The sequence below is a fragment of the Micromonospora sp. Utrum1 genome, assembly GCF_057197805.1.
Window position 1 is genome coordinate 4779619 of the sequence record NZ_CM170071.1, and the last position, 18684, is coordinate 4798302.

17 protein-coding genes are annotated in these 18684 nt (G+C 71.8%); 7 read left to right on the plus strand and 10 right to left on the minus strand.

From position 1 onward, the window contains the following. Positions 1 to 213: 213 nt before the first annotated feature. Positions 214 to 1128: a DUF6745 domain-containing protein gene (locus AC0OLQ_RS22505; protein WP_484527888.1), complete on the plus strand. Its 915-nt coding sequence runs from the start codon at positions 214 to 216 to the stop codon at positions 1126 to 1128. On the opposite strand, the gene AC0OLQ_RS22510 is transcribed toward AC0OLQ_RS22505, so the two are convergent. Further along, positions 1080 to 1490, minus strand: coding sequence for a hypothetical protein (locus tag AC0OLQ_RS22510; protein ID WP_484527889.1), 411 nt, complete (start codon positions 1488 to 1490; stop codon positions 1080 to 1082). The genes AC0OLQ_RS22505 and AC0OLQ_RS22510 overlap by 49 nt on opposite strands. A gap of 120 nt (positions 1491 to 1610) precedes the next feature. Further along, positions 1611 to 2246 (minus strand): DedA family protein, encoded by a 636-nt coding sequence (locus tag AC0OLQ_RS22515; RefSeq protein WP_484527890.1) that lies wholly within the window; start codon positions 2244 to 2246, stop codon positions 1611 to 1613. A 194-nt stretch (positions 2247 to 2440) separates the two neighbouring features. Here AC0OLQ_RS22515 and AC0OLQ_RS22520 point away from each other — a divergent pair, with 194 nt between their 5' ends. Further along, a complete protein-coding gene (locus tag AC0OLQ_RS22520; protein ID WP_484527891.1) occupies positions 2441 to 2884 on the plus strand; it encodes an ATP-binding protein in 444 nt (147 codons plus the stop codon). A gap of 64 nt (positions 2885 to 2948) precedes the next feature. Continuing rightward, entirely contained in the window at positions 2949 to 3668 is a 720-nt protein-coding gene (locus tag AC0OLQ_RS22525) for an HD domain-containing protein (protein ID WP_484527892.1), read from the plus strand. Between the two features lie 5 nt (positions 3669 to 3673). On the opposite strand, the gene AC0OLQ_RS22530 is transcribed toward AC0OLQ_RS22525, so the two are convergent. The 5 genes from AC0OLQ_RS22530 to AC0OLQ_RS22550 all read right to left on the minus strand — a co-directional run bounded on the left by AC0OLQ_RS22530 (position 3674) and on the right by AC0OLQ_RS22550 (position 12581). Beyond that, positions 3674 to 4105: a barstar family protein gene (locus AC0OLQ_RS22530; RefSeq protein WP_484527893.1), complete on the minus strand. Its 432-nt coding sequence runs from the start codon at positions 4103 to 4105 to the stop codon at positions 3674 to 3676. A 62-nt stretch (positions 4106 to 4167) separates the two neighbouring features. Next, positions 4168 to 4620 carry a ribonuclease domain-containing protein gene (locus AC0OLQ_RS22535; RefSeq protein ID WP_484527894.1) on the minus strand — a complete coding sequence of 151 codons (453 nt, stop codon included), beginning with the start codon at positions 4618 to 4620 and terminating at the stop codon, positions 4168 to 4170. Positions 4621 to 4799: 179 nt separating this feature from the next. Next, complete coding sequence (locus AC0OLQ_RS22540; RefSeq protein WP_484527895.1) at positions 4800 to 6032, minus strand: cellulose-binding domain-containing protein; 1233 nt, start codon at positions 6030 to 6032, stop codon at positions 4800 to 4802. A gap of 214 nt (positions 6033 to 6246) precedes the next feature. Next, positions 6247 to 9177, minus strand: coding sequence for a M36 family metallopeptidase (locus AC0OLQ_RS22545; protein ID WP_484527896.1), 2931 nt, complete (start codon positions 9175 to 9177; stop codon positions 6247 to 6249). Between the two features lie 251 nt (positions 9178 to 9428). Further along, the gene (locus AC0OLQ_RS22550) at positions 9429 to 12581 is read right to left on the minus strand and encodes an amidohydrolase family protein (protein WP_484527897.1); all 3153 of its coding nucleotides are present in this window, start codon (positions 12579 to 12581) and stop codon (positions 9429 to 9431) included. 256 nt (positions 12582 to 12837) lie between these two features. Here AC0OLQ_RS22550 and AC0OLQ_RS22555 point away from each other — a divergent pair, with 256 nt between their 5' ends. Both AC0OLQ_RS22555 and AC0OLQ_RS22560 read left to right on the plus strand, forming a co-directional pair. After that, positions 12838 to 13737 carry a copper resistance CopC family protein gene (locus AC0OLQ_RS22555; RefSeq protein WP_484527898.1) on the plus strand — a complete coding sequence of 300 codons (900 nt, stop codon included), beginning with the start codon at positions 12838 to 12840 and terminating at the stop codon, positions 13735 to 13737. After that, positions 13721 to 14695 (plus strand): copper resistance D family protein, encoded by a 975-nt coding sequence (locus AC0OLQ_RS22560; protein ID WP_484527899.1) that lies wholly within the window; start codon positions 13721 to 13723, stop codon positions 14693 to 14695. The genes AC0OLQ_RS22555 and AC0OLQ_RS22560 overlap by 17 nt, the downstream gene beginning before the upstream one ends. A gap of 68 nt (positions 14696 to 14763) precedes the next feature. On the opposite strand, the gene AC0OLQ_RS22565 is transcribed toward AC0OLQ_RS22560, so the two are convergent. Next, positions 14764 to 15138: a hypothetical protein gene (locus AC0OLQ_RS22565; RefSeq protein ID WP_484527900.1), complete on the minus strand. Its 375-nt coding sequence runs from the start codon at positions 15136 to 15138 to the stop codon at positions 14764 to 14766. Positions 15139 to 15412: 274 nt separating this feature from the next. Between AC0OLQ_RS22565 and AC0OLQ_RS22570 the strand changes: the two genes are divergently transcribed. Then, positions 15413 to 15637, plus strand: a complete 225-nt coding sequence (locus AC0OLQ_RS22570; RefSeq protein ID WP_484527901.1) for a DivIVA domain-containing protein — start codon at positions 15413 to 15415, stop codon at positions 15635 to 15637. Positions 15638 to 15917: 280 nt separating this feature from the next. Further along, positions 15918 to 16946 (plus strand): ADP-ribosylglycohydrolase family protein, encoded by a 1029-nt coding sequence (locus tag AC0OLQ_RS22575; RefSeq protein ID WP_484527902.1) that lies wholly within the window; start codon positions 15918 to 15920, stop codon positions 16944 to 16946. A 2-nt stretch (positions 16947 to 16948) separates the two neighbouring features. Here the strand turns inward: AC0OLQ_RS22575 and AC0OLQ_RS22580 are convergent, their stop codons facing one another. Together AC0OLQ_RS22580 and brig1 are read right to left on the minus strand one after the other, a co-directional pair. Continuing rightward, positions 16949 to 17794 carry a hypothetical protein gene (locus AC0OLQ_RS22580; protein ID WP_484527903.1) on the minus strand — a complete coding sequence of 282 codons (846 nt, stop codon included), beginning with the start codon at positions 17792 to 17794 and terminating at the stop codon, positions 16949 to 16951. Continuing rightward, positions 17791 to 18654, minus strand: a complete 864-nt coding sequence (gene brig1, locus AC0OLQ_RS22585) for an anti-phage DNA glycosylase Brig1 (protein WP_484527904.1) — start codon at positions 18652 to 18654, stop codon at positions 17791 to 17793. The genes AC0OLQ_RS22580 and brig1 overlap by 4 nt, the downstream gene beginning before the upstream one ends. Between the last annotated feature and the right edge of the window lie 30 nt (positions 18655 to 18684).

Sequence of the window (18684 nt, forward strand, 5' to 3'; positions counted from 1 at the left end):
CTGGACCGCGCTGAGCACCGCACCCGCCGATCGGGACCGCGCGGAACGGGTCATCACCGGCCTCTACGCCCGGCTCGGCCGGCCCCGCCCCCGCTTCCACTGGGCGGCCAGTCCCCGGCAGGCCGTCGACCTGCTGGACGAACCCCGATCCGCTACGGCGGCCCGCTCGACCCGGGCTCCCCGTGGCACCTGGCGCAGCAGCTCGCCGACGAGGTGCACGCCCTGCGCCGCCGGCTCGACGATCGGATCGGCAGCCCCGGCGACGCGCCCTGGTGGGTGGGGCGGGATCCGCTCGTCGCGACCCGGCCGCCGACCGAGGCGCTCGACGCCGGGGCTCGGCTGTCGGACGTGCTCGACGTGCGGGTCCGCGACTCGCTGTACTGGACGGTGCGCGACGGGGTCCGGGCGGTGGTGCTGAGCGGGCTGGTCGCGGCGGTTCCGGAGCCGCTCGGCCTGCGCTGGCACGGGCAGCACGACGCGCCCTGGCTGGCGCACTACGACGTCCGCCGACGCCTCTGGCCGGGCCGCTACCACCCGGCCGACGACCGCCAGCTCGACCTCTGGGCCGAGGTGGCCCGCTCCTGCGGCTGGTGGTGGCCGAGGGAGGACGTCTGCGTGGTCACCGAACGGACCACGGTGGCGCACACCGAGCCGGTCCCCGGCGCCTACCACGGCGAGCGGCGCAGCCACAACGGACACGGCCCGGCCGCCGGATACGCCGACGGGACCGGCGGTCACGCCTGGCACGGCACCGCCGTGCCGGAGTGGGTGGTCCACGGGCCGACGGTCGAACGGATCGCTCGGGAACGCAACGTCGAGGTGCGCCGCTGCGCGATCGAGCACCTCGGCTGGGACGCGTACCTGGCCCAGGCCCGGCTACGGCTGCTCGCCGAGGCGCCCGACCCGGGCAACCCGGGCTGCCGGCTCCAGCTCTACGACCTGCCCCGCCAGGTGTGGGGGCGGCCGGCCCGGGTGCTGCTGGCGGTCAACGGGTCCGTCGAGCGCGACGGCCGGCGCCGCCGGTACGGCCTTACCGTGCCCGCCCACCTCGACGACGCGGTCGCCGCCGCCGGCTGGTCCTACGGCCTGACCGGCGACCAGTACGCCCGACTCCTCCGCCGAACCTGAAGGTGATCACCATGACCATGGCCATGACCCTCGCCGAGCTGACCGGCCGCACCGGGCTGACCGTGCTCGACCACCTCGAACAGCAGGTCCGCATCCCCGTCGTCGACGGCCTCCAGGCCCAGGGCGACCTGATCGTCATCCCGCTGCAGGTGCTCGACGACGTGCAGCCGTCGCCCCGGGCGCGCTGGTGTCCGGTGCCGCCCGGCGGCGTCGAACTGCTGCGCGGGGCGGCCGGCGGAAACCCGCACACCCTGGTCGCCGGGCCGGGCGACGCCGAGTGGACCACCGACGTCGCCGACCCGCAGTTCCTCGCCGTCGGCGTGCTGCGGAACGCCCGGCCTGCCCATCCACCCCTCCGGCATCGCCCCCGGCACCTACCTGGTCCGGCGGCAACGGGAACGCAGCACGCAGTGGGGCGGCGGCGACCACCTGGTCGCCGACTGACCCGCTCCCCCGCGGCCGCACCACCGGCCGCCCGGGGATCAGCGCGACTCGGCGGTGCCCGCCCGTTCGCGGCGGGCGGCCCGCCGGACCCGGACCAGTCGCACGACCACCACCAGCGCCACCAGGGCGAGCAGCGCCTCGCCGCCCCAGCCGAGCCGCCGCTCCAGCAGCCGGAACGACGCCCCCGCCAGGTAGCCGAGCAACGCCACGGTCACCGCCCAGAGCCCGCCGCCGGCCAGGTTCGCCACCGTGAACGCACCGCGTGGCATGCCGCTCATCCCGGCCAGGCCGGGGACCAGGGCGCGCAGCGCCGCCGCCCACCGGCCGAGCACCACCGCCACCGCGCCCCGGCGGCGGACCAGCTCCAGCGCCCGCGACAGCTCCGCGGAACGGACGAACCGGCCGGGCACGCGGGCCAGCAGCCGCCGGCCGTACCGGCGGCCGACCAGGTAGCCGACCTGGTCGCCGAGGGCCGCGCCGGCGACCGCCGCGACCACCACGGCCCAGAGCGGCAGCCGCCCCTCGTGGGCGAGCACCCCACCGACCAGCACCGCGATCTCGCCCGGCACGAGCAGCCCGAGGAACGTCGACGCCTCCAGCGCCGGCAGCAGGAACACCAGGGCCAGGACGAGGGCGGGCGGCAACGCCACGAGCAGGTCCAGCACCCGGTCCACCCGCCGATTGTGACCCGCGACCCCGCGGCACCGCGCGTGCTCCGGGCGGACCGCCGGCAGGCCCGGACATCCGGTCGGAATCAACCCCCGGGTCGAGGAATACCGCCGGGCCCAACCGGGGACAATGACGGACAGGACGGGACGGTGACGGCGAGCGCCTAGGCCCGGCAGGTGCGCGGGACGGGGGACCGGACGTGGAGGGTGGGACAGCCGCCGGGCTGGTGCCGGGCGACGACCCGGCCGGCACGGCCCCGGTCTTCACCCTCGACCTGCCCGCCGACCCGGGACGGCTCGCCCCCGCCCGGGAGCGGCTGCGCCGCTGGTTGCGCGCCCACGGGGTGACCGAGTACGACGTCGAGACGGTGCTCATCGCCGCCGGCGAGGCGTGCGCCAACGCCATCGAGCACGGCTACCGCTTCGCCCCGGAGGGGCTCACCACGCTCCGCGCCGAACTGTCCGACGACCGGCTCATGATCGAGGTACGTGACCGCGGCGGCTGGCGCGAGGACGCCGGCGTGGACGGCGCCGACCGGGGCCGGGGACAGCTGATCATGGCCGGGGTGATGGACGAGGCGAGCGTCGTCGGCAGCCCGGAGGGCACCACGGTCCGCCTGGTGAAGCGGCTGACCGGAAGCTGAGCCGGTGCGGTCGGGAGGCCGACCGGGGCGACCCTTCCTGGCGAAGATCAGCTATAAGGGAGGCATGGAGTTCCCGGCCTACCTGGCGACCATGCCGATGCACGCGATCACCGAGATCCACGGCGAGCCGGGCCTGCTGGCGCGCTTCCGGCTGGAGATCGAGGCGTTCGACGAGCCCGCCCGGCAGCGGCTCACCGCCGCCCTCGACCTCGCCGCCGAACTGCACCGCGACGACCGGCGGGTGCGCGAGCCGTACCTGAACCACCTGCTCCGGGTGGCGATCCGGATGATGCACCACTACCAGGTGCGGGACGCGGACGTGATCGTTGCGGGCCTGCTGCACGACGCGGTGGAGGACCACCCGGCGGAGCTGGCCGGCCCGGACGCTCCGGCCGATCCGACGCCCGCGGCGCTGGCCGCGCTGGCCGAGCGGTTCGGGCCGCGGGTCGCCCGGCTGGTCGGCGCGGTCACCAACCCGGCGTACGACCCGGGGCGCGACCGGCACGTCCAGTACCGGGAGCACGTGGCGGCGAGCCTCGACCGGGAGCCGTGGGCCCGGGTGATCAAGGTTTCGGACTTCACCGACAACGGGGTGGGTGTGATCCACACGGTCGGGCCGAAGGTGGCCCGGTCGGCGGCCAAGTACCGGCCACTGGTGCCGGTCTTCCGCGACCTCATCGCCCGGCCGGACACGCCGCTGTCCGCGCCGGTGAAGCGGCACATCTTCGCCCAGCTCGACCTGGCCGAGGAGCGGTTCAGCGCCATCCTCGACCAGCCGAACTGACCGGATCAGTCGGCGTCGGCGGGTGGGGCGCCGACCCGGCCGCCCATGGCGGCGGTGATCCGGGTCCGCAGCGCGGGCAGCCGGTCGGGGTGGTCGCGCAGCAGCACGCGCAGCGAGTGGTGGCCCCCGGCGGCGACCCCGCCGAGCACGTCGAGCAGGGTGCCGAGCTGGGCCGGCGGCTCGTCGGCGAGCAGGTCCGCCGCGTCCCGGACAACGAGGGTCAGCGGGCCGGTGTCGAGGCGGTCGGCGAGCACGTCGGCGAGCGCGTCCCAGTTGCGCCCGAACCAGTCGGGCAGGGGCAGGGCCGCGGCCAGCGCCTCGTGCAGCCCGGCCCGGGTCCGGGCGGCCGTCGCGGCCACCGACACCTCGGCCGGCTCGGGCTCCGACCCGGCGTCGAGCACGAGCCAGGCCGGCGGCTGCGGGGACGCTGCGCCCATGGGTCCATCCTTCCCGGTCGACGCGGGCCGGGCCCCGCCGGCCCGACCCGCCCCGACGCCTGTCAGAGCCGGTAGAAGTTGGCGTAGTGGTCGGGCGAGAACCAGGTCACCCCGGTGCTCTTGTTGACCACGATCCGGTACGCGTCCCGGGCGGCGCCGCAGGCGCGCGGGTAGACGTCGTACTCGTAGTAGGTGGCGTTGGTGGGAAGCTGCCCCTCGTAGTTGTAGAACCGGCCGCCGGCGAAATTGCACAGGCCACCGCTCCACGAGTACCAGCCGCGGCTGGTCGGGAAGCTCCTGGCCGACCAACCCGAGCGCGCCGTGCGGGCGTCCGCGCAGCGGGTCATCGTGCAGGAGCTGTAGACGGCGGCCTGGGCCGGCTCGGCGAGCCGGGTGGAGACCGCCGGCGGGCCGACGAGCGCGGCGGCGACCATGGCGGTGAGCAGGGCGCAAGCGGCGAGGGCGCGGCGCAGGCGGGTGCCGGTGGAGCGGAGCGGGGTCGCGAGCGTGGTCAAAGGGTCCTCCCTGAACTGGGCGACAGTATCGATCGGCGTCGTTGTCCGATCGCGCCCAGTCTGGCGGTGATCCTTCCCGACGTACAGACCCCGCGCGGCGACCGTGCTCCAAAAACCGGGTGAACGCTGGATGATCGACCGCGGCCGGGCGGCCCGAGGGACCGCCCGGCCGCGGCCGGTCAGCAGCCGATCCGGGTGGCGCCCAGCGCCACGTCGTCGAACCAGAGCCTGTCGGCCGCGCCGCCGTAGCTCTCCCAGCCGAGCTTCAGGTCGGTGAGCTGCGGACGCCAGGTGCGGCCGTACCACTGCCCGTCGACGTCGTGGGTCGGGACACCGTCGGCGGTCAGCCCGGCGACCGTCATACCGTCGAGCCAGGTGCGCAACTGCCCGGCGCTCCCGTCCACCATGAACTCCACACAGGACCAGCGGCCGGTGGGCAGCGGCACACTCAGCGCCACCCCGGCCGGGCTCTGCTCGGGCAGGGTCGCGTCGTCGGACGCCCGGTTCCACTGCAACGCCCCGTTCTGCCCACCCATCCGCAGGTCACGGTTGCCGTCGGCGGCGTCGGCCATGGCCAGGAAGGTGACGTGGTCGGCGGGGAGGGCGGTGGTGTGGCGGACCCAGAGCCGGCCGTAGCGGACCGCCCCCACCGCGAACAGGTCGCGGTTGGCCCGGACAAAGACGTGGTTGCAGTAGCCGCCCCCGCCGTCGATCCGGACGGACCGGCCCCCGCCGTGGGCGGTGGCGGTGTCCACGGCGGCGGCGCCGGTGCCCGCGCAGTCCGGGTGCACCACGGTCCAGTCGCCGGCAGGCGTGGACCCGGTCTGGTTCTCGAACCCGTCGCAGAGCGCGGCGCCGGCGCAGCCGGCCGGCGGCGGTCCGGTCGGGGTGGGCGAAACCGTCGGACTCGGGGAGGTGGTCGGCGTCGGGCTCGGCGAGATCGTCGGGGTCGGCGAGATGGTCGGCGAGGGCGGCGCGGTGGTCGGGCCGGGCGGCGCGCCGTTGCAGGGAACGCCGTTGAGCGCGAAACCGGTCGGCGCCGGTGCGGCCGAACCGCCCGTGCCCTGGACGCCGAACTCGGTGGCGCCGCCGGCCGGCACGCTGCCGTTCCAGGCGGCGTTGCGGGCGGTGACGGTGGCGCCGGACTGGCTGACCGCGGCGTTCCAAGCGCCGGTGATCCGCTGATCGCCGGGGTACGTCCAGCTGACCGTCCAGCCGTTCAGGGCGGTGTCGCCGGGGGCGACGCGGACGGTGGCGGTGAACCCGCCCGGCCACACGTTGGGGCGGTAGTCGACCTGGCAGCCCTGCGCGGCGGCGGCCGGGCCGGCCACCAGCGGGGTGACGACAGCGGCGGCGGCCAGGATGGCGACGGTCGCCACGACCGGGGCGAGACGGGGGTGGGAGATCCTCATCGGGGTCCTCTCGGCGGGCCGCCGGTCAACGGACCGGCGGTGCGAAAGCTGCGGGGACCTCGCGTGCCGACGCGCGCGACGGCGCGTACCGGAACTGCCCGGCTCGGGCGGGACGTTCAGCCGCCGTACGGCGGCGCCCGCCGATCAATGTAGTGATGCCTGACGATGCATGGCAAGGGGCGCGGGCAGACGCCGCCCGCCCGCACCCCGTCGCCTACTGCGCGAACGCCTGGAACTCGGCGATCCGCACGTTGGTCGCCTGCGGGCTGGCGGTGGCGCAGTCGGTCTCCGCCCGCGGGTCCGCGTCCTGCTCACCGGCGTAGTCCGGCGCGCCGGTGCACTGGTTGGTCACCACCTCGATCCGCAGGTGGGTGGCCGTGGTCCGCGGGATGTCGAAGGACCGGACGATCAGCTCCGGGGCCCGCGGCCGGGGCGCCACCGACGGGAAGGCGTCCGCCGGGCTGGTGTAGACGGCCCGGAAGTACGCGGCGTCGGCGCAGCTCACCCCGTCCCCCGCCGTGCAGGCGAGGACCCGGAACTGGCGCAGCGCGGAGAACCGGCTCTGCGTGCCGGCGTCCGCGTCGCCCACGACCGGCGGGCGCAGCATCGCGCTGACCTGCACCCGGCGGACCTGCTGCGTACCCCCGGCAAGGTCGACGGTGACCTGCCGGCCGGCGACCGGCGCGCCCAGCGAGGCCCAGTTCGTGGCCTCGTCGTCATCGGCGATCAGAGCCAGGTTGATCCCGTCCCCGCCGACCGTCGCGCCGGCGGCGGTCGAGGCGAGGTTGGCGGGTACCCGGACCGGCAGGTCGCGGACCTGGCCCGCCTTCACGGTCACCGGGCCGACCCGGACGTGTCCGCGACCCGGGGCGCGAACGACGAACTCGTACGTGCCGGGGACCAGGCGCACCTGGTCGGTGAGCGGCGTGGCCGCGTCGGTGTCCGCCACCGGCACGGCCCGGGCCTGGTAGCGGCCCACGAACAGCTGCGCCCCGGACACCACCGCGTCGTCGTCGACCGGCTTGAAGGTCAGCGTCGCCTCGTCCGCGTACGGGGAGGTGAAGCCCGGCCTCGGGTTGACGTCGGCGTTGCCGGTGCTGGCGGCGGTCTCACCGAGGCCCCGGGCGGCGAAGGCGTTCCAGAGCAGATCCTGGTTGGCCCCGCCGAAGCGGATCCGGTCGGCGGCCAGCATCGCGTCCCGGGCGTCGACCATGCTGACCTGGCTGACCGCCATCAGCAGGAACGAGTCGAAGACCAGCTGGATCCAGCGCCGGTTGCCCGGGCACGCGGTCACCGGCGTCGTCCCCTCGGCGCAGGACTTCTGCAGGGCCGCGTCGCCCGCCCCGTACCGGCGCATCAGGGCCGCGCGGATGTCGTAGTTGGTGGCGGTCCACACCTCGCCGGAGGCGTGCACCTGGAGACCGACGAAGTCGTAGTCGATCGCGCTGTAGTTGAGCGGGCTGTCGCTCATGTTGTAGTTGCGGATACCGGCGTCCGGGTCACCGGTGGTGTACTCGCCGATGGTGAAGCCGCGCCGGCCGGGCGCCGCGTACCCGTGCTCGTACAGGTACTCCATGGCGAGCTGGTCCGACCAGCTCTCGCTCATCCCCTGCGGCGAGCTGACCCCGGCGTTCGGGCCGGCGATCATGCGGTTGCTGACCGCGTGGCCGTACTCGTGGGCGATGACCGACATGTCGAAGTCACCGTCCACGCAGGGCGCGTAGAAGGAGCCGGCGATCGGCTGCCACAGGTACATGTTGGTGATCGGGGCGATCCCGTCGCCCGGGGTGATCTGGTTGGCGTTGTCCCGAGCGGCGAAGTTCGGCGGGCCGCCGCTGACCCCGCCGGCCTGGGCGTTGCCCTGCTCCGGATCGTTGCCCAGCCCGCCACCACCGAGGTTGTCCCGCTGCATGTTCCAGGTCGCCTCGGTGAAGCCCAGGCGGTAGGACCAGTCGTGCATCCGGTTGTGCATCCCGAACAGGTTCGCCCGGGCCGCGTCGATGTCGTTGGCCTGCGGCGAGGTGAAGGTGTCCGGGCTACACTTCTGCTCGAACCACTGGTTGGTCCAGGGGTACGCGTAATTGCGGTCGGGGCGCGGCGTGGCCGTTTCGGTGCCCACGCTGAACGGGTCGTTGCTGAACCAGTTCTGCACGGCGATCGCGTTGTTGCCCTTCGTCGTGGTGGTGGACGCCCCGGTGGCGGGGTCCACGTCCCACGCGGGATGCCCGGGCACACCCACCACCTCGTCGCATCCGTCCGCCGGCCGGGCGCACCAGCGCACCCGGGTGTCGGTGGAGGACTTGTCGACCGACGGCGAGTTCGGGAAGACGTCCCAGGACGGGTTGTCGGCGTCGTGGTCCACCAGGTCCTCGCGGACCAGCACCGTGCCGTCCCGGGCGTCCACGTAGGTGGCGTAGGCCGCCGGCTCGACGCCGGTGAGGTCCGCCCCGAGGGTCACCTCGTACGCGGCCCGCGCGCCCCGGTCGGCCGTCGGCACCGCGACCAGCGCGGTCCGCAGGATCGCCGGGTCGGTGAAGCCGGCGTCGGCGGCGGCCGCCCGCTGCGCCTGCTCGGCGGTGAGCGTGGCCGGGGCCGGGGCGGCGGCGCCACGGGCCAGCGACGAGCTGACGTGCCACACGACGCCGTCGCGGACGCCGACCGCGAGCATGCCGTCCACGGCGGCCGGCAGGTCGCCGAAGCGCTGACGGAACAGCACGGTGGCGCCGTCGCCCATCGGGGCGACGGTCAACTGCTCCAGCGCCGCGGCGCCGTCGGCGGTCAGCCCCAGCAGCTCCCGGTTGGCGGCCACGTACGCCCGCGCGGCGGCGGCCGGGTCGGCCGGCAGGCCGGTGGCGAGCGGCCGGCCCGTCGAGGTGAGCGTGGCGGGCGTACCGAAGTCGGTCCAGCGGACCCGGGCGCCGAGCGCCGCGGCCCGGTCCTGCTGGCGGTCGGTCGGCGCGGTCCGTCCCTTCCGGTTGTCCTTGGCCTTGCTGTCGTGGCTGTCGCCCGGCAGGTGGCCGGGCGGCGCCTGGGTCGGAATCTCGTTCCGGGGTGCCGCCTGGCCGCCAGCTCCTGCGGTCAGGACCATTCCGGCCGCGAGTAGCAGCGCGGTGGCCCCCGTCGTCGTACGCGATGGTGTGCGCACGGTCCCTCCTGTCGTCGAACGGCAGTGTCCGTATCCGCCATCCGACCAGTTCGCCGGCACCGCGGACACCATCCGAACATCTCTAAGTGGCATTGCGTCGATGCGTGTGGGTCGGGATGTCGCCTGCGTCCGGACGTCCGATACGGCCGAAGGGTGCTGATCGCCGCCGTTGCCGACGGATCATCAACACCCTTCGCCCGTTCCTGCTGCCCGACGCTTTCGACCTACGCATCCAGCCAGCCTGCGTGGCCTCAGCCGTTCAGGTCGACCTCCGAGTACGGCCCGATCAGCTCATCCCTGGTGTAGAGCCGGCCATTCTTCATGACCATCTGAACGTTGGCGGCGCTGTGGACGTCCTGCAACGGGTTGCCCTGAACGAAGCTGAGGTCCGCCAGTCGCCCCTTCTGTACGGTTCCCAGGTCCGACTCCAGACCCAATACCTTGGCTGGCAGAGCCGTCACCGTCAGCAGTGCCTCGTACGGCGTGAAGCCCCACTGCACGAAGCCGGCGAGCGTGGGCTGCAGGCCCCACACGTTAAGCCCGAGGGGCTCGTCGGTGCCGCCGAGGACCGTGCCTCCGGCGCGGAGGATCCTTGCGTGGTTCTGGACGAACTGGCTGATGGACGCTTCCTCGGTGGTTGTCAGCTCCGTGTCGTACTGGCTCTGCATGGCGGTGTACTGCCAGGGATTGAGCAGCTTCCGTGTCCGCTGATCCTGCATCCAGCCCGGGTACGTACCGACCATCGCGGCGGTGCCCCGCGTGAGTTCGACCGCCATTCCGGACTTCGCGTGCAGCTGGATCGTGTCCTCGTACGCCCTGTTCGATGCGGACACCGGAAGCTGGTATCCTAGCCGTTGGGTCGCGTAGTGGGAGCAGGAGTCCTGACCGTTGGCCGCGGCAGGCCAGACGTAGTGGGAGAAGGACGGAATTCCGATCTCGTGTCCGGCCTGGATCGCCTTCGCCTGCCAGTCGTTGCGCAAGCGCACGTACGTCTTGAGGATGTTGGGTCGCAGTGCCTTGATGCGCTCTACCTGGCGTTGCAGTGACTTCTCGTTCGCGGTGACCCGCATGAAGTCGTAGTTGACCCGCTCGCCGTCGATGCTCTCGGCCGCCCAGAAGTAGCGGGGCGTGAGACGCACTCCGGACAGCTCTGACTCGCTCTGCTCCAGGGCCTCGTACGCCGGGTCGCCCATGCCCATCACGCTGGTGATACCCATCGCCAGCATGAACCGGCCCTTCCGGCCCCCCACGTACGGCTGGTCCATCTGCTCGTGCCCGTGCGCTTCGAAGAGCCCGGGCATCACGGTGAGGTCGGACGCGTCCACGAACGTGGCTCCGGCCCCGTAGCGCTCTCGTGGCTGCCGTTTATCGACGCTGACGATGCGGTTGCCCTCGACAACGATGTCGACGTTCCTGCGCAGGGTTTGGCTCATGCCGTCCCAGAGCGCCCCCGCCTGGACGACCTGGACGCCCGTGGGCAGGTCCCGCTTCCACGTCAGGTCCACCGGGACCGTCGTCGGTTCGCCGCCGGCTACCGGCACCTTGCGTAGCCTGCCGTCCGACAGGTACAGCAGCGTGCGCGAGTCCCCGGACCAGCTCACGGCGTCCGCGTTCTCCTCGGTCACCTGCCGCTGCTCACCCGTCGGGCGGCCACGGGAGTCGACGGGCAGAACCCACAGCACGCCGTCGAGCACGTACGCCATGAGCTTGCCGTCGGGGGACCAGGCCGGACCGTCGTCGCCCTTGCGATTGCTGATGGAGTTCCACGGGTAGGGGTTGTGGGCCTGCTTGGCGCCGGTGGTGACGTCCACCGTCAGGATAAGGTTCTGCCCCTCCCGATACCGGTTGGAGTACGCCTCCCAGGAGGCGAGCGCCAGCACCTTGCTGTCCGGACCCCACGTCGGCCGCCCCGGCTCGAACAGTGGCGTGAGGACCTCCCGGATCTCACCGGTGGCGACCTCGGCCACGTAGGTGGAGGCGTTTCCCGAACCCGTCGTCGCCGACAGGAACGAGATCTTGCTGCCGTCGGGCGACCACGCGCCGCGCACCTGCGAGCCGCTGAACGGACCGGTCAGCTTGCGCTCCTGACCGGTGCTCATGTCCCGGATGTAGATCGCTTCCGGTCCGTTCTTGTCGGACGAGTAGGCGAGGTACCTCCCGTCGGGCGACCAGAACGGCGTCGCCTTGTAGTAGACGTCGTCGGTCACCTTGACGGGCTTGCGGCCGAGCTGCATGGTCCACAACTGGTTCAGCGCGACGAACGCCACGGTGGTTCCGTCAGGCGAGAGGACCGGGTTGGCGATGCCCTTCACCGCCTGCTGGGTTGAGTCCTCGAAGTTGTACTGCCGCTTCTGGTAGGCGGGACGGTTGAAGCTCACCGCCGCGGTGAAGGGGACCTCGTGCAGCCCTCTGTTGGTGAGGTCGCGCTTGCGGAGCTTACCGTCCGCCGCGTACAGCAGCGTGGCGTTCCCCAGCCACTGCGGCCGGAAAGTGAACACGTCCTCCTTGTCGGTGACCGGCGTGCCGTTCACCAGGAGACTCGGCAGTGACGGCTTGTCCGGGTGGTGCTCGTTGGGCGGCGGCCCTCCTTGCAGGACGTACGCAATGGATGCGCCGTCCGGTGACCAGGTCGGGCAGTAGATCGTGCCCGAGGTGTGCGCCTGGAGGACGCGGGGGACGCCCTGCCCCGACGAGGCCATCGCTTTGATCAGCTGGCTCCCCGACGCACTCTCGACGTACGCGATCTCCGAACCGTCCGGGGACCAGGTCGGGAAATAGTTCGAGGCGCCGGTGGCGGCGTTGGTCAGTTGGCGTACGGTGCCGCTGGCGACGTCGAGAACCCAGATGTTGTACTGGCCACCACCACGGTCGGACGAGAAGGCGATCTGCCGGCCATCTGGCGAGTAGACCGGTTCTCGGTCGTCCCAGCCTCCCGACGTCAGCTGGCGCAGCTGGGATCCGTCGGGCTTCATGGTCCAGATGTGGTACGTGCCGCCGATGTAGGACTGGAAGGTGATGCTGTCGCCGGCGGGTGACCAGCTCGGGTAGGCCGGGTCGGTGTCCAGGCCGGTGACCTTGGTTGCGACACCGCCTTCGGCCGGCAGCGTCCAGAGCATGCCGAGCAGGTTCATCATGATGGTGTTGCCGTCTGGTGACACAGTCAGCTGGATCATCGATCCTTCGCTGAGCGTCAGCGTGCCGGATCTGCCACTGGCGGCCGCTTTCGCCTCGTCGACGTGGAGTTGGCGGGCGAGTGCAGGGCCTACGGCCAGAGAAGCAGCGACCCCACCGGCACCGACGAGGACTGCTCGCCGACTGACGTGGACCGACCTGCCTCCCGGGCCGGCTTCCTCCGAATGCTGCTGTCGTTCGTCTCCGGCGGGGGTCTGGACATCGTGGGCCATCGGCTGGGACTCCTTCCCGTCTGCGGGAACGTGTGACAATTGACACTCGTCGTGCAGGAATCGAAGGTCAACGACGTCATCGTTCAGCGGCAGGGAACGGTCGGTAAGCGGTAGTAGTTCTTCCTCGAACGGTCGAACCTCGTCCGTGAGCGGCAATCACGTGGCCGCTGAGCGGCGCAAACGCCGTCAGCACATCGAGGACTCGACATGAGCTGACGTCTTCCGGCGCCCAAGGATCTCCCCTAGCATGCGACCCATGAGGACCGCCCAGCGATCACGGCAGGTTGGGTCACTCGTGTTGGCGATTCTCGTGAGCGCCATCGCCCTACAACTCGTCGGCGCGGGCGAGGCGGCGGCACACACCAGGCTCGTCTCATCGTCACCACACATGAACGCCAAACTGGAACACCTGCCCGAGGCCGTGAAGCTGACCTTCAGCGAGGCGGTGGCGCAGCCCGTCGCCCTCACCGTCACCGGGCCCGACGGGTCGATCCGGTCGACCGGGAAGGTCAGCCTGCGCAAGGCGAGCCTGTCCCGCCCTCTCGCGACGACCGGCGAGGCGCCGGCGGGCAGGTACACCATCAGCTACCAGGTGACCTCCACCGACGGCCATCCCCTGTCCGGAACGGTGAGGTTCACCCTCGCTCCCCGTGCCGGAACCGGGACGACCGAGCCCCCGATCGGCGGAGACGCGGCGAACGCCAACCTGGCGTCGTCCTTGCCGGACAACGGCAGCGAAGTGGGACGGCTCCCCGAGGTCGCAGTGCTGAACTTCAACGAGGTGATCGCGCAACCAGCCGAGGTCAGGGTCACCGGACCCAATGGCGTAGAAGTCTGCACAGAAGACATCTCCATCGTCGACGCGACTCTCCTCTGCCCCCTGGATGCAACGGTCGGTCCAGCGGCCGGCACGTACACCATGAGCTACCAGGCCAGGTCGAGCAAGGGACAGCGCCTTGCCGGTACCGTGCGGTTCACGCTGTCCCCCAGCCCCGTCCTCTCCGCAGCCGACGTCGTGACACCCGCGGCCGGTCGAGACGCCGAGCAGAGCCACCCGCCTTTCGCCATCGTCGCTCTCGTGATCGGTCTGGTCGCCGCCCTCGGTGTCGCGCTGCTCGACGTCAAGCGTTTGGTGCGCAATGGTCTCCTCGACTGACACCAGGATCGCCCGTCCGCCCGTCGGTCTCCTCGCGGGGAGCGCGACGGCGGGATTGTTCGCCCTCGCTCTGGCCCTGCTACTCGGTGGCGGCGCTCCCCAACCCTCACCGATCGATCTCGACAGCGCCGGTCCGGTAGTGGATTGGGCGCTGGTCATGGTGCCGTACCTCGTCACCATCACCGCGCTGGTCAGCGTGGGGTTCGGGCTGCTCCACGGCATCTCCCAGCGACACTCACCGACCACGCAGGTGCGGGTGCCGGCACGTCGCATCACCGTCCTGGCCGCGCTGCTCTGGGCCGCCCTCTGCCTGCTGATCGTCGTCCTCCTCGCCGTGCGGTACCGCGCGATGGCAGGTGACCTACGAGGACTACTCGATTCGGTGCAGGTTCGCGCGTTGCTCGCCGAGGCGGCACTCGCTGGCGCGGCGGCCGTGACGGCGAAATGGTCGCCGCGACTGGCCCTGCCGTTCGCCCTCGTCGCGCTGGTCCCCGGTCCGCTCACCGGTCACAGCCTGACCGCGGACTCGCCTCTGGTCGCTCGGGCCGCTCTCGTCGCCCACGTCGTCGCGGCGTCAGTGTGGGTGGGCGGGCTGCTTGCCCTGGGTTGGCTCGCGCTGCGCAATCGTGCCGCCTGGGCGGCGGTATTGCCGCGGTACTCCACGCTTGCCCTGGCGTGCGTCGTCGTGCTGGCGGTTTCCGGGATGCTCGCCGCTCTGCAGGAACTCCACTCGTTCGATCAGTTGCTGAGGAGCGGATACGGCGCACTCGTCATGCTCAAGTCGGCCGGTCTGGCCGGGCTCATCGCTCTCGGCGCACTTCAGCGCCGGCGGGTGGTCCGCCCGGGCGTCGATGCGAGCGGGAGGGATGTTCTGCTGCTGCTCGGCAGCGAAGCGATCCTGATGATGCTGGTCGTCGCCCTCGCGACCGGTTTGTCCCAGACTCCCCCGCCCAACTGAAGCGTTATCTCGCGCTCGCGGATTCAGGTCGTGGGGTCGGCCCATTGGACGCTCGCTCCCGTGCTGCACTAAGCCAGATAGGCCGTGCGCACCGGCTCGGCGAGCACCGCCTGCGACGCGGGCACGTCGGCCAGTCGCGTGGCCAAGGTGGCAACTGCCAGACGGTGCGGCAGGGCGGCGCTGAACTTCAATCCTTCCAGTGCCTTCTCGTTGACGTCCGGCTGGCAGATCCGGCCAGCCGCGTCCGCCACCGCTCTGCCTACCATCTCGCGGTCCAGGTCAGGGCGCAGCCGGATTGAGTCGTCGTCGTAGCGCTGGGTGGGGTCGGCCAACTCACTGAGGGTGGAGATCAACGTGGCGTTGGCGCGGAAGCCGGCAAAGGTCCACCACCGCACGTCGCCGTCACCGTCCCGGACCACCAACGTGCCGCCGGGCTGAACCACCGAGGCGAACTCCTCGCGTGGCAACGAGTTCGGCTCATCCCCCTGGTCGGGGCGGGTGCGCGTGCCCGTCCCGACCCACCGACTGCTCCGCTGTCGTACCGCTGATCTCAAGCTGCGGCGGCGGAGCGGGCGGGCCGCCCGCGGCCAACGTGCGGACGGCCCGCCCTTCCAGACCCACCGCACCGACCCTCCGCGCTCCGCCTGCCCCGGAAAGGACCGACGTGACCCAGGTGTATCGATCCGGCCAGCTCTACGGGACCGGCCTGCCCGCCGGTTGACCCCGCACGAGGTGCGGGCCCGCACGTTCGACCCGCGCCGCCGGGGCGTCGACCCCGATCAGGTACGCGAGTTCCAGGCCCTGGTCGCCGACGAGTTGACCGACCTCCACCGGCGGGTACGCCAGCTCAGCGAGGAGAACGAGCGGCTGAAGCGGGCGCTGCGCGACTGGCAGACCATGCACGCCCGCGAGTGCCGGCCACCGAACCAGGGCCACTGGTAGCGGTGCGACCGCAACCCGGTGACCTGCTGCGGGTCGACGGCCGCGCCTCGGTGCAGTTCGCCGGCGACCGCGCGCTGACCTTCCGGGTCGTCGGTCTGCCCCAAACCGACGTACACCGGCTGGGTGTGGCTGACCGGCTACGTCATCGACCGGCGCGGCCAGGCGGTCGACCGGCGCGAGATCTTCGTCCAACTCCCCGGCCTCTGCCCCGCTCGCGCCCCAGGGCCCACGGCTCAGCGCAGCGTCCGTCCCCGGTCCGCCACGTCCAATGCTGCACGGCATGATCAGGACGGGGCCGCCACTGGCGACCGCCCGAGGGTGCGTGCTCGGGCTGATGCTGGGTGACGCGATCGGCGCGACGGGCGGCACAGTGCCGGCGAGTGGACCGCTACGGGCGACGAGCGCCGGCCAGCTCGCCTGCTTCACCGTCGACGGCCTGATCCGCGCGCACATTCGAGGCATGCACAAGGGGCTCACCCACCCGCCCGGAATGATCTGGTACGCGTACAACCGGTGGGCGGTGCTTCAGGGCATCGCGGGCGTGAAGCCCGCGTATGGGAGCGATCCGCCGACGGGCTGGCTCGCGGAGGTGCCGGTGCTGCGCGAGCGTCGGGGCTCCGCACCGGCCACGGTCGCCGCACTGCACAAGGGCGTGCTGGGTACGGTGGAGCGCCCGGGCGGAGCCAGTATCGGGGCGCACGGCCTGACCCGCGCTCTGCCAGCCGGGCTCTGCACCTGGTGGGAGTCGCCTGGTTCGCTGGGAGCCAGCCTCGCGGCTCTCAGTCACGGCGGCCCGGCGTTGCCGGCGGCGGCACTGGGTGCCACGATGATCCACCTGATCGGCCTGGGCAACGACGTGGCCGGTGCCGCCATGAGAGCGCACAGCGTTCCGCACGGAAGTTGGCCCGGTACCAGCGGCGATGTGCTGGCACCCGCGCTGGCCGCAGCGAAGGTCAGGCCCGCCGACCCGCCGGAGTTAGCTCGTCTCGCCGCTGGCGACACGGCCCAGGCCGCGCTGCTCGGCGGCGTCTACGTAGCTGTGTCCTTCCCGGAACGGGAGCAGGTGCGGGAGGCGCTGCTGTTCGCGTCGTCGGCGGGCGCCAAGCACGCGGCGACCGTGGCCGGTGCACTTCTCGGCGCCGCACATGGTGCGGACGCACTACCCGTGAGCTGGCTCTCCCGGCTGGAACTGGCCTGGGTCGCCGACACTCTCGCTCGGGACTACGTGACACAGGTCGAGCACAGCCCGTCCGGCGCCGACTACGTCGAGGCGACCGACCCCTACTGGATGAGCCGCTACGGCGGCTGACCTTACGTGGTCGTCATCGCCTGACGCGCGGCCTTCAGCGCTGGGACGACCGTTCTGTACAGGTATGGCGCGCTGGTCAGCCGCCCCCAGTGGTCGGTCAGCCGCATCGCGGACGGATGCGCGAAGGCGGCGACGAGCGTGTCGACACCGGCGATCCGAGCCCGTTCGAGCTGCGGGGCGCGCTGACGCCGGCGGCTCATGAGCGCGGTGAGCGCCTTGTAGACCTCACGGCCCTGGACGATGCAGAGAGCCGGCTCGAGAATCCTGATCGTCGCCGCCAGGTGCGGGGCGCAGTTCCGGCTCATCGTCGCGTTGCCCAGCGACTTGGTCGAGCCGGTGACGAAGGCGGAGCACAACCGCATCTTGGCCATCGCGTAGGCGTCGAAGAGGTGGACGGTGTCACGGACGCCTGCCAGGCGGAGTTGCTCACCCTCCCGGTCATTCCCGGGCTCACGTCCGACAGCGAGCCGCAGGGCGCTGGTGACACCGCGCATGTGCGGGTTCCGCGCGGTGAACGCGAGGCTGGCGGACTTCATCACCTCCGCATGGCGCTCCTTGAGCGTCACGCCTTCTCGCGCCCGCCCGGTCTCCATGGCGATGACCAGGGTGCGCGACGGCAGGCCGTTGATCATCAGGTCGTAGTGCTGGCCAATGTGGGAGAGCTGCCCGGCGGCAAAGGCCGCGCCTGGACGGGGTGCCCTACCGGGACCGCCCAGCGCGCTCTGTCGACAACTGCCGAGCCGCCGGCACACGCAAACACCGGAGGGACTCAGCACCTGCTCGGCCATGTACTGACCGAGCTCGTCGATCCGTCGGGCGGTGGTGATGGTGTCGCTGACGATGGTCACGGCTGCTCCCCTGGCACGAGGATCGAGGCGTTCGAGGCTCCCGTCCGAGGGCGGGGCGTTCCGCCAGCCTCGCCGGTTGCCGTTCCCAGCAGCGCACGGCGGAGGATCCCGGTCTCCTCCGCACTCGGCGGACCGGCGGAACCGGGGTGCCACTCGACCACGAGCCGCTGGCCCGAAGGCAGCGAGTAGATCCGCACCGCCCGGCTTTTCACCTTCGACCCGTAGTCCATGCCGCCCGACCCCAGCACGGCGGTCAACGGAAGCCGTAGCGCCTGGGCGACAGCGTCCCACGGGCGGCCGAACGCGAAGACGTCCTGCACGGGCAGCTCGGCGATCGGCTCCCACACGTACTCCTCCATGACCTCCGCCGGTGGCCGAAGCGGTGCGGTGATGGACTTCGAATGCCACGGATAGCACTCGAAGATCAGCAGGTCGCGGTGGCTGGCCGTCGAGTCTTGGAGCCAGTTGCGGGTGAACTTGAGCCGAGCCTGATAGTACCGGTTTCCACCCATGACATCCGTCCATGCAGGACGGTTGTATGGGCAGGTCGTCTGCCAGTTGCTATAGGAGCCGTACTCGTTGATCTCCATCGCGAAGATGCCATTCCGTGACTGGAACTCAGGACGGTACGCCCCCGGGTTCAGCCCGAGGACAACCATCCGCGGCGTGTGCACTCGGCCGAGGAGGTCTCCGTGGTACGGCTCCGGAAATCCGTCGCGTGTCGGCTTCCCCTGCCCCACGCCCTTGTAGGACTCGAACCACTTCGGGAGCGGCGACGGCATCGGGTCCTCGCCGCTTAGCCACGCCCCGATGTGGGTGTCCCAGAAGGCTCCAATCCGCTCCCGTGCAGTGGTCGTCATGACAGAAAGCTAGCGAGGAGTCACTGGCGA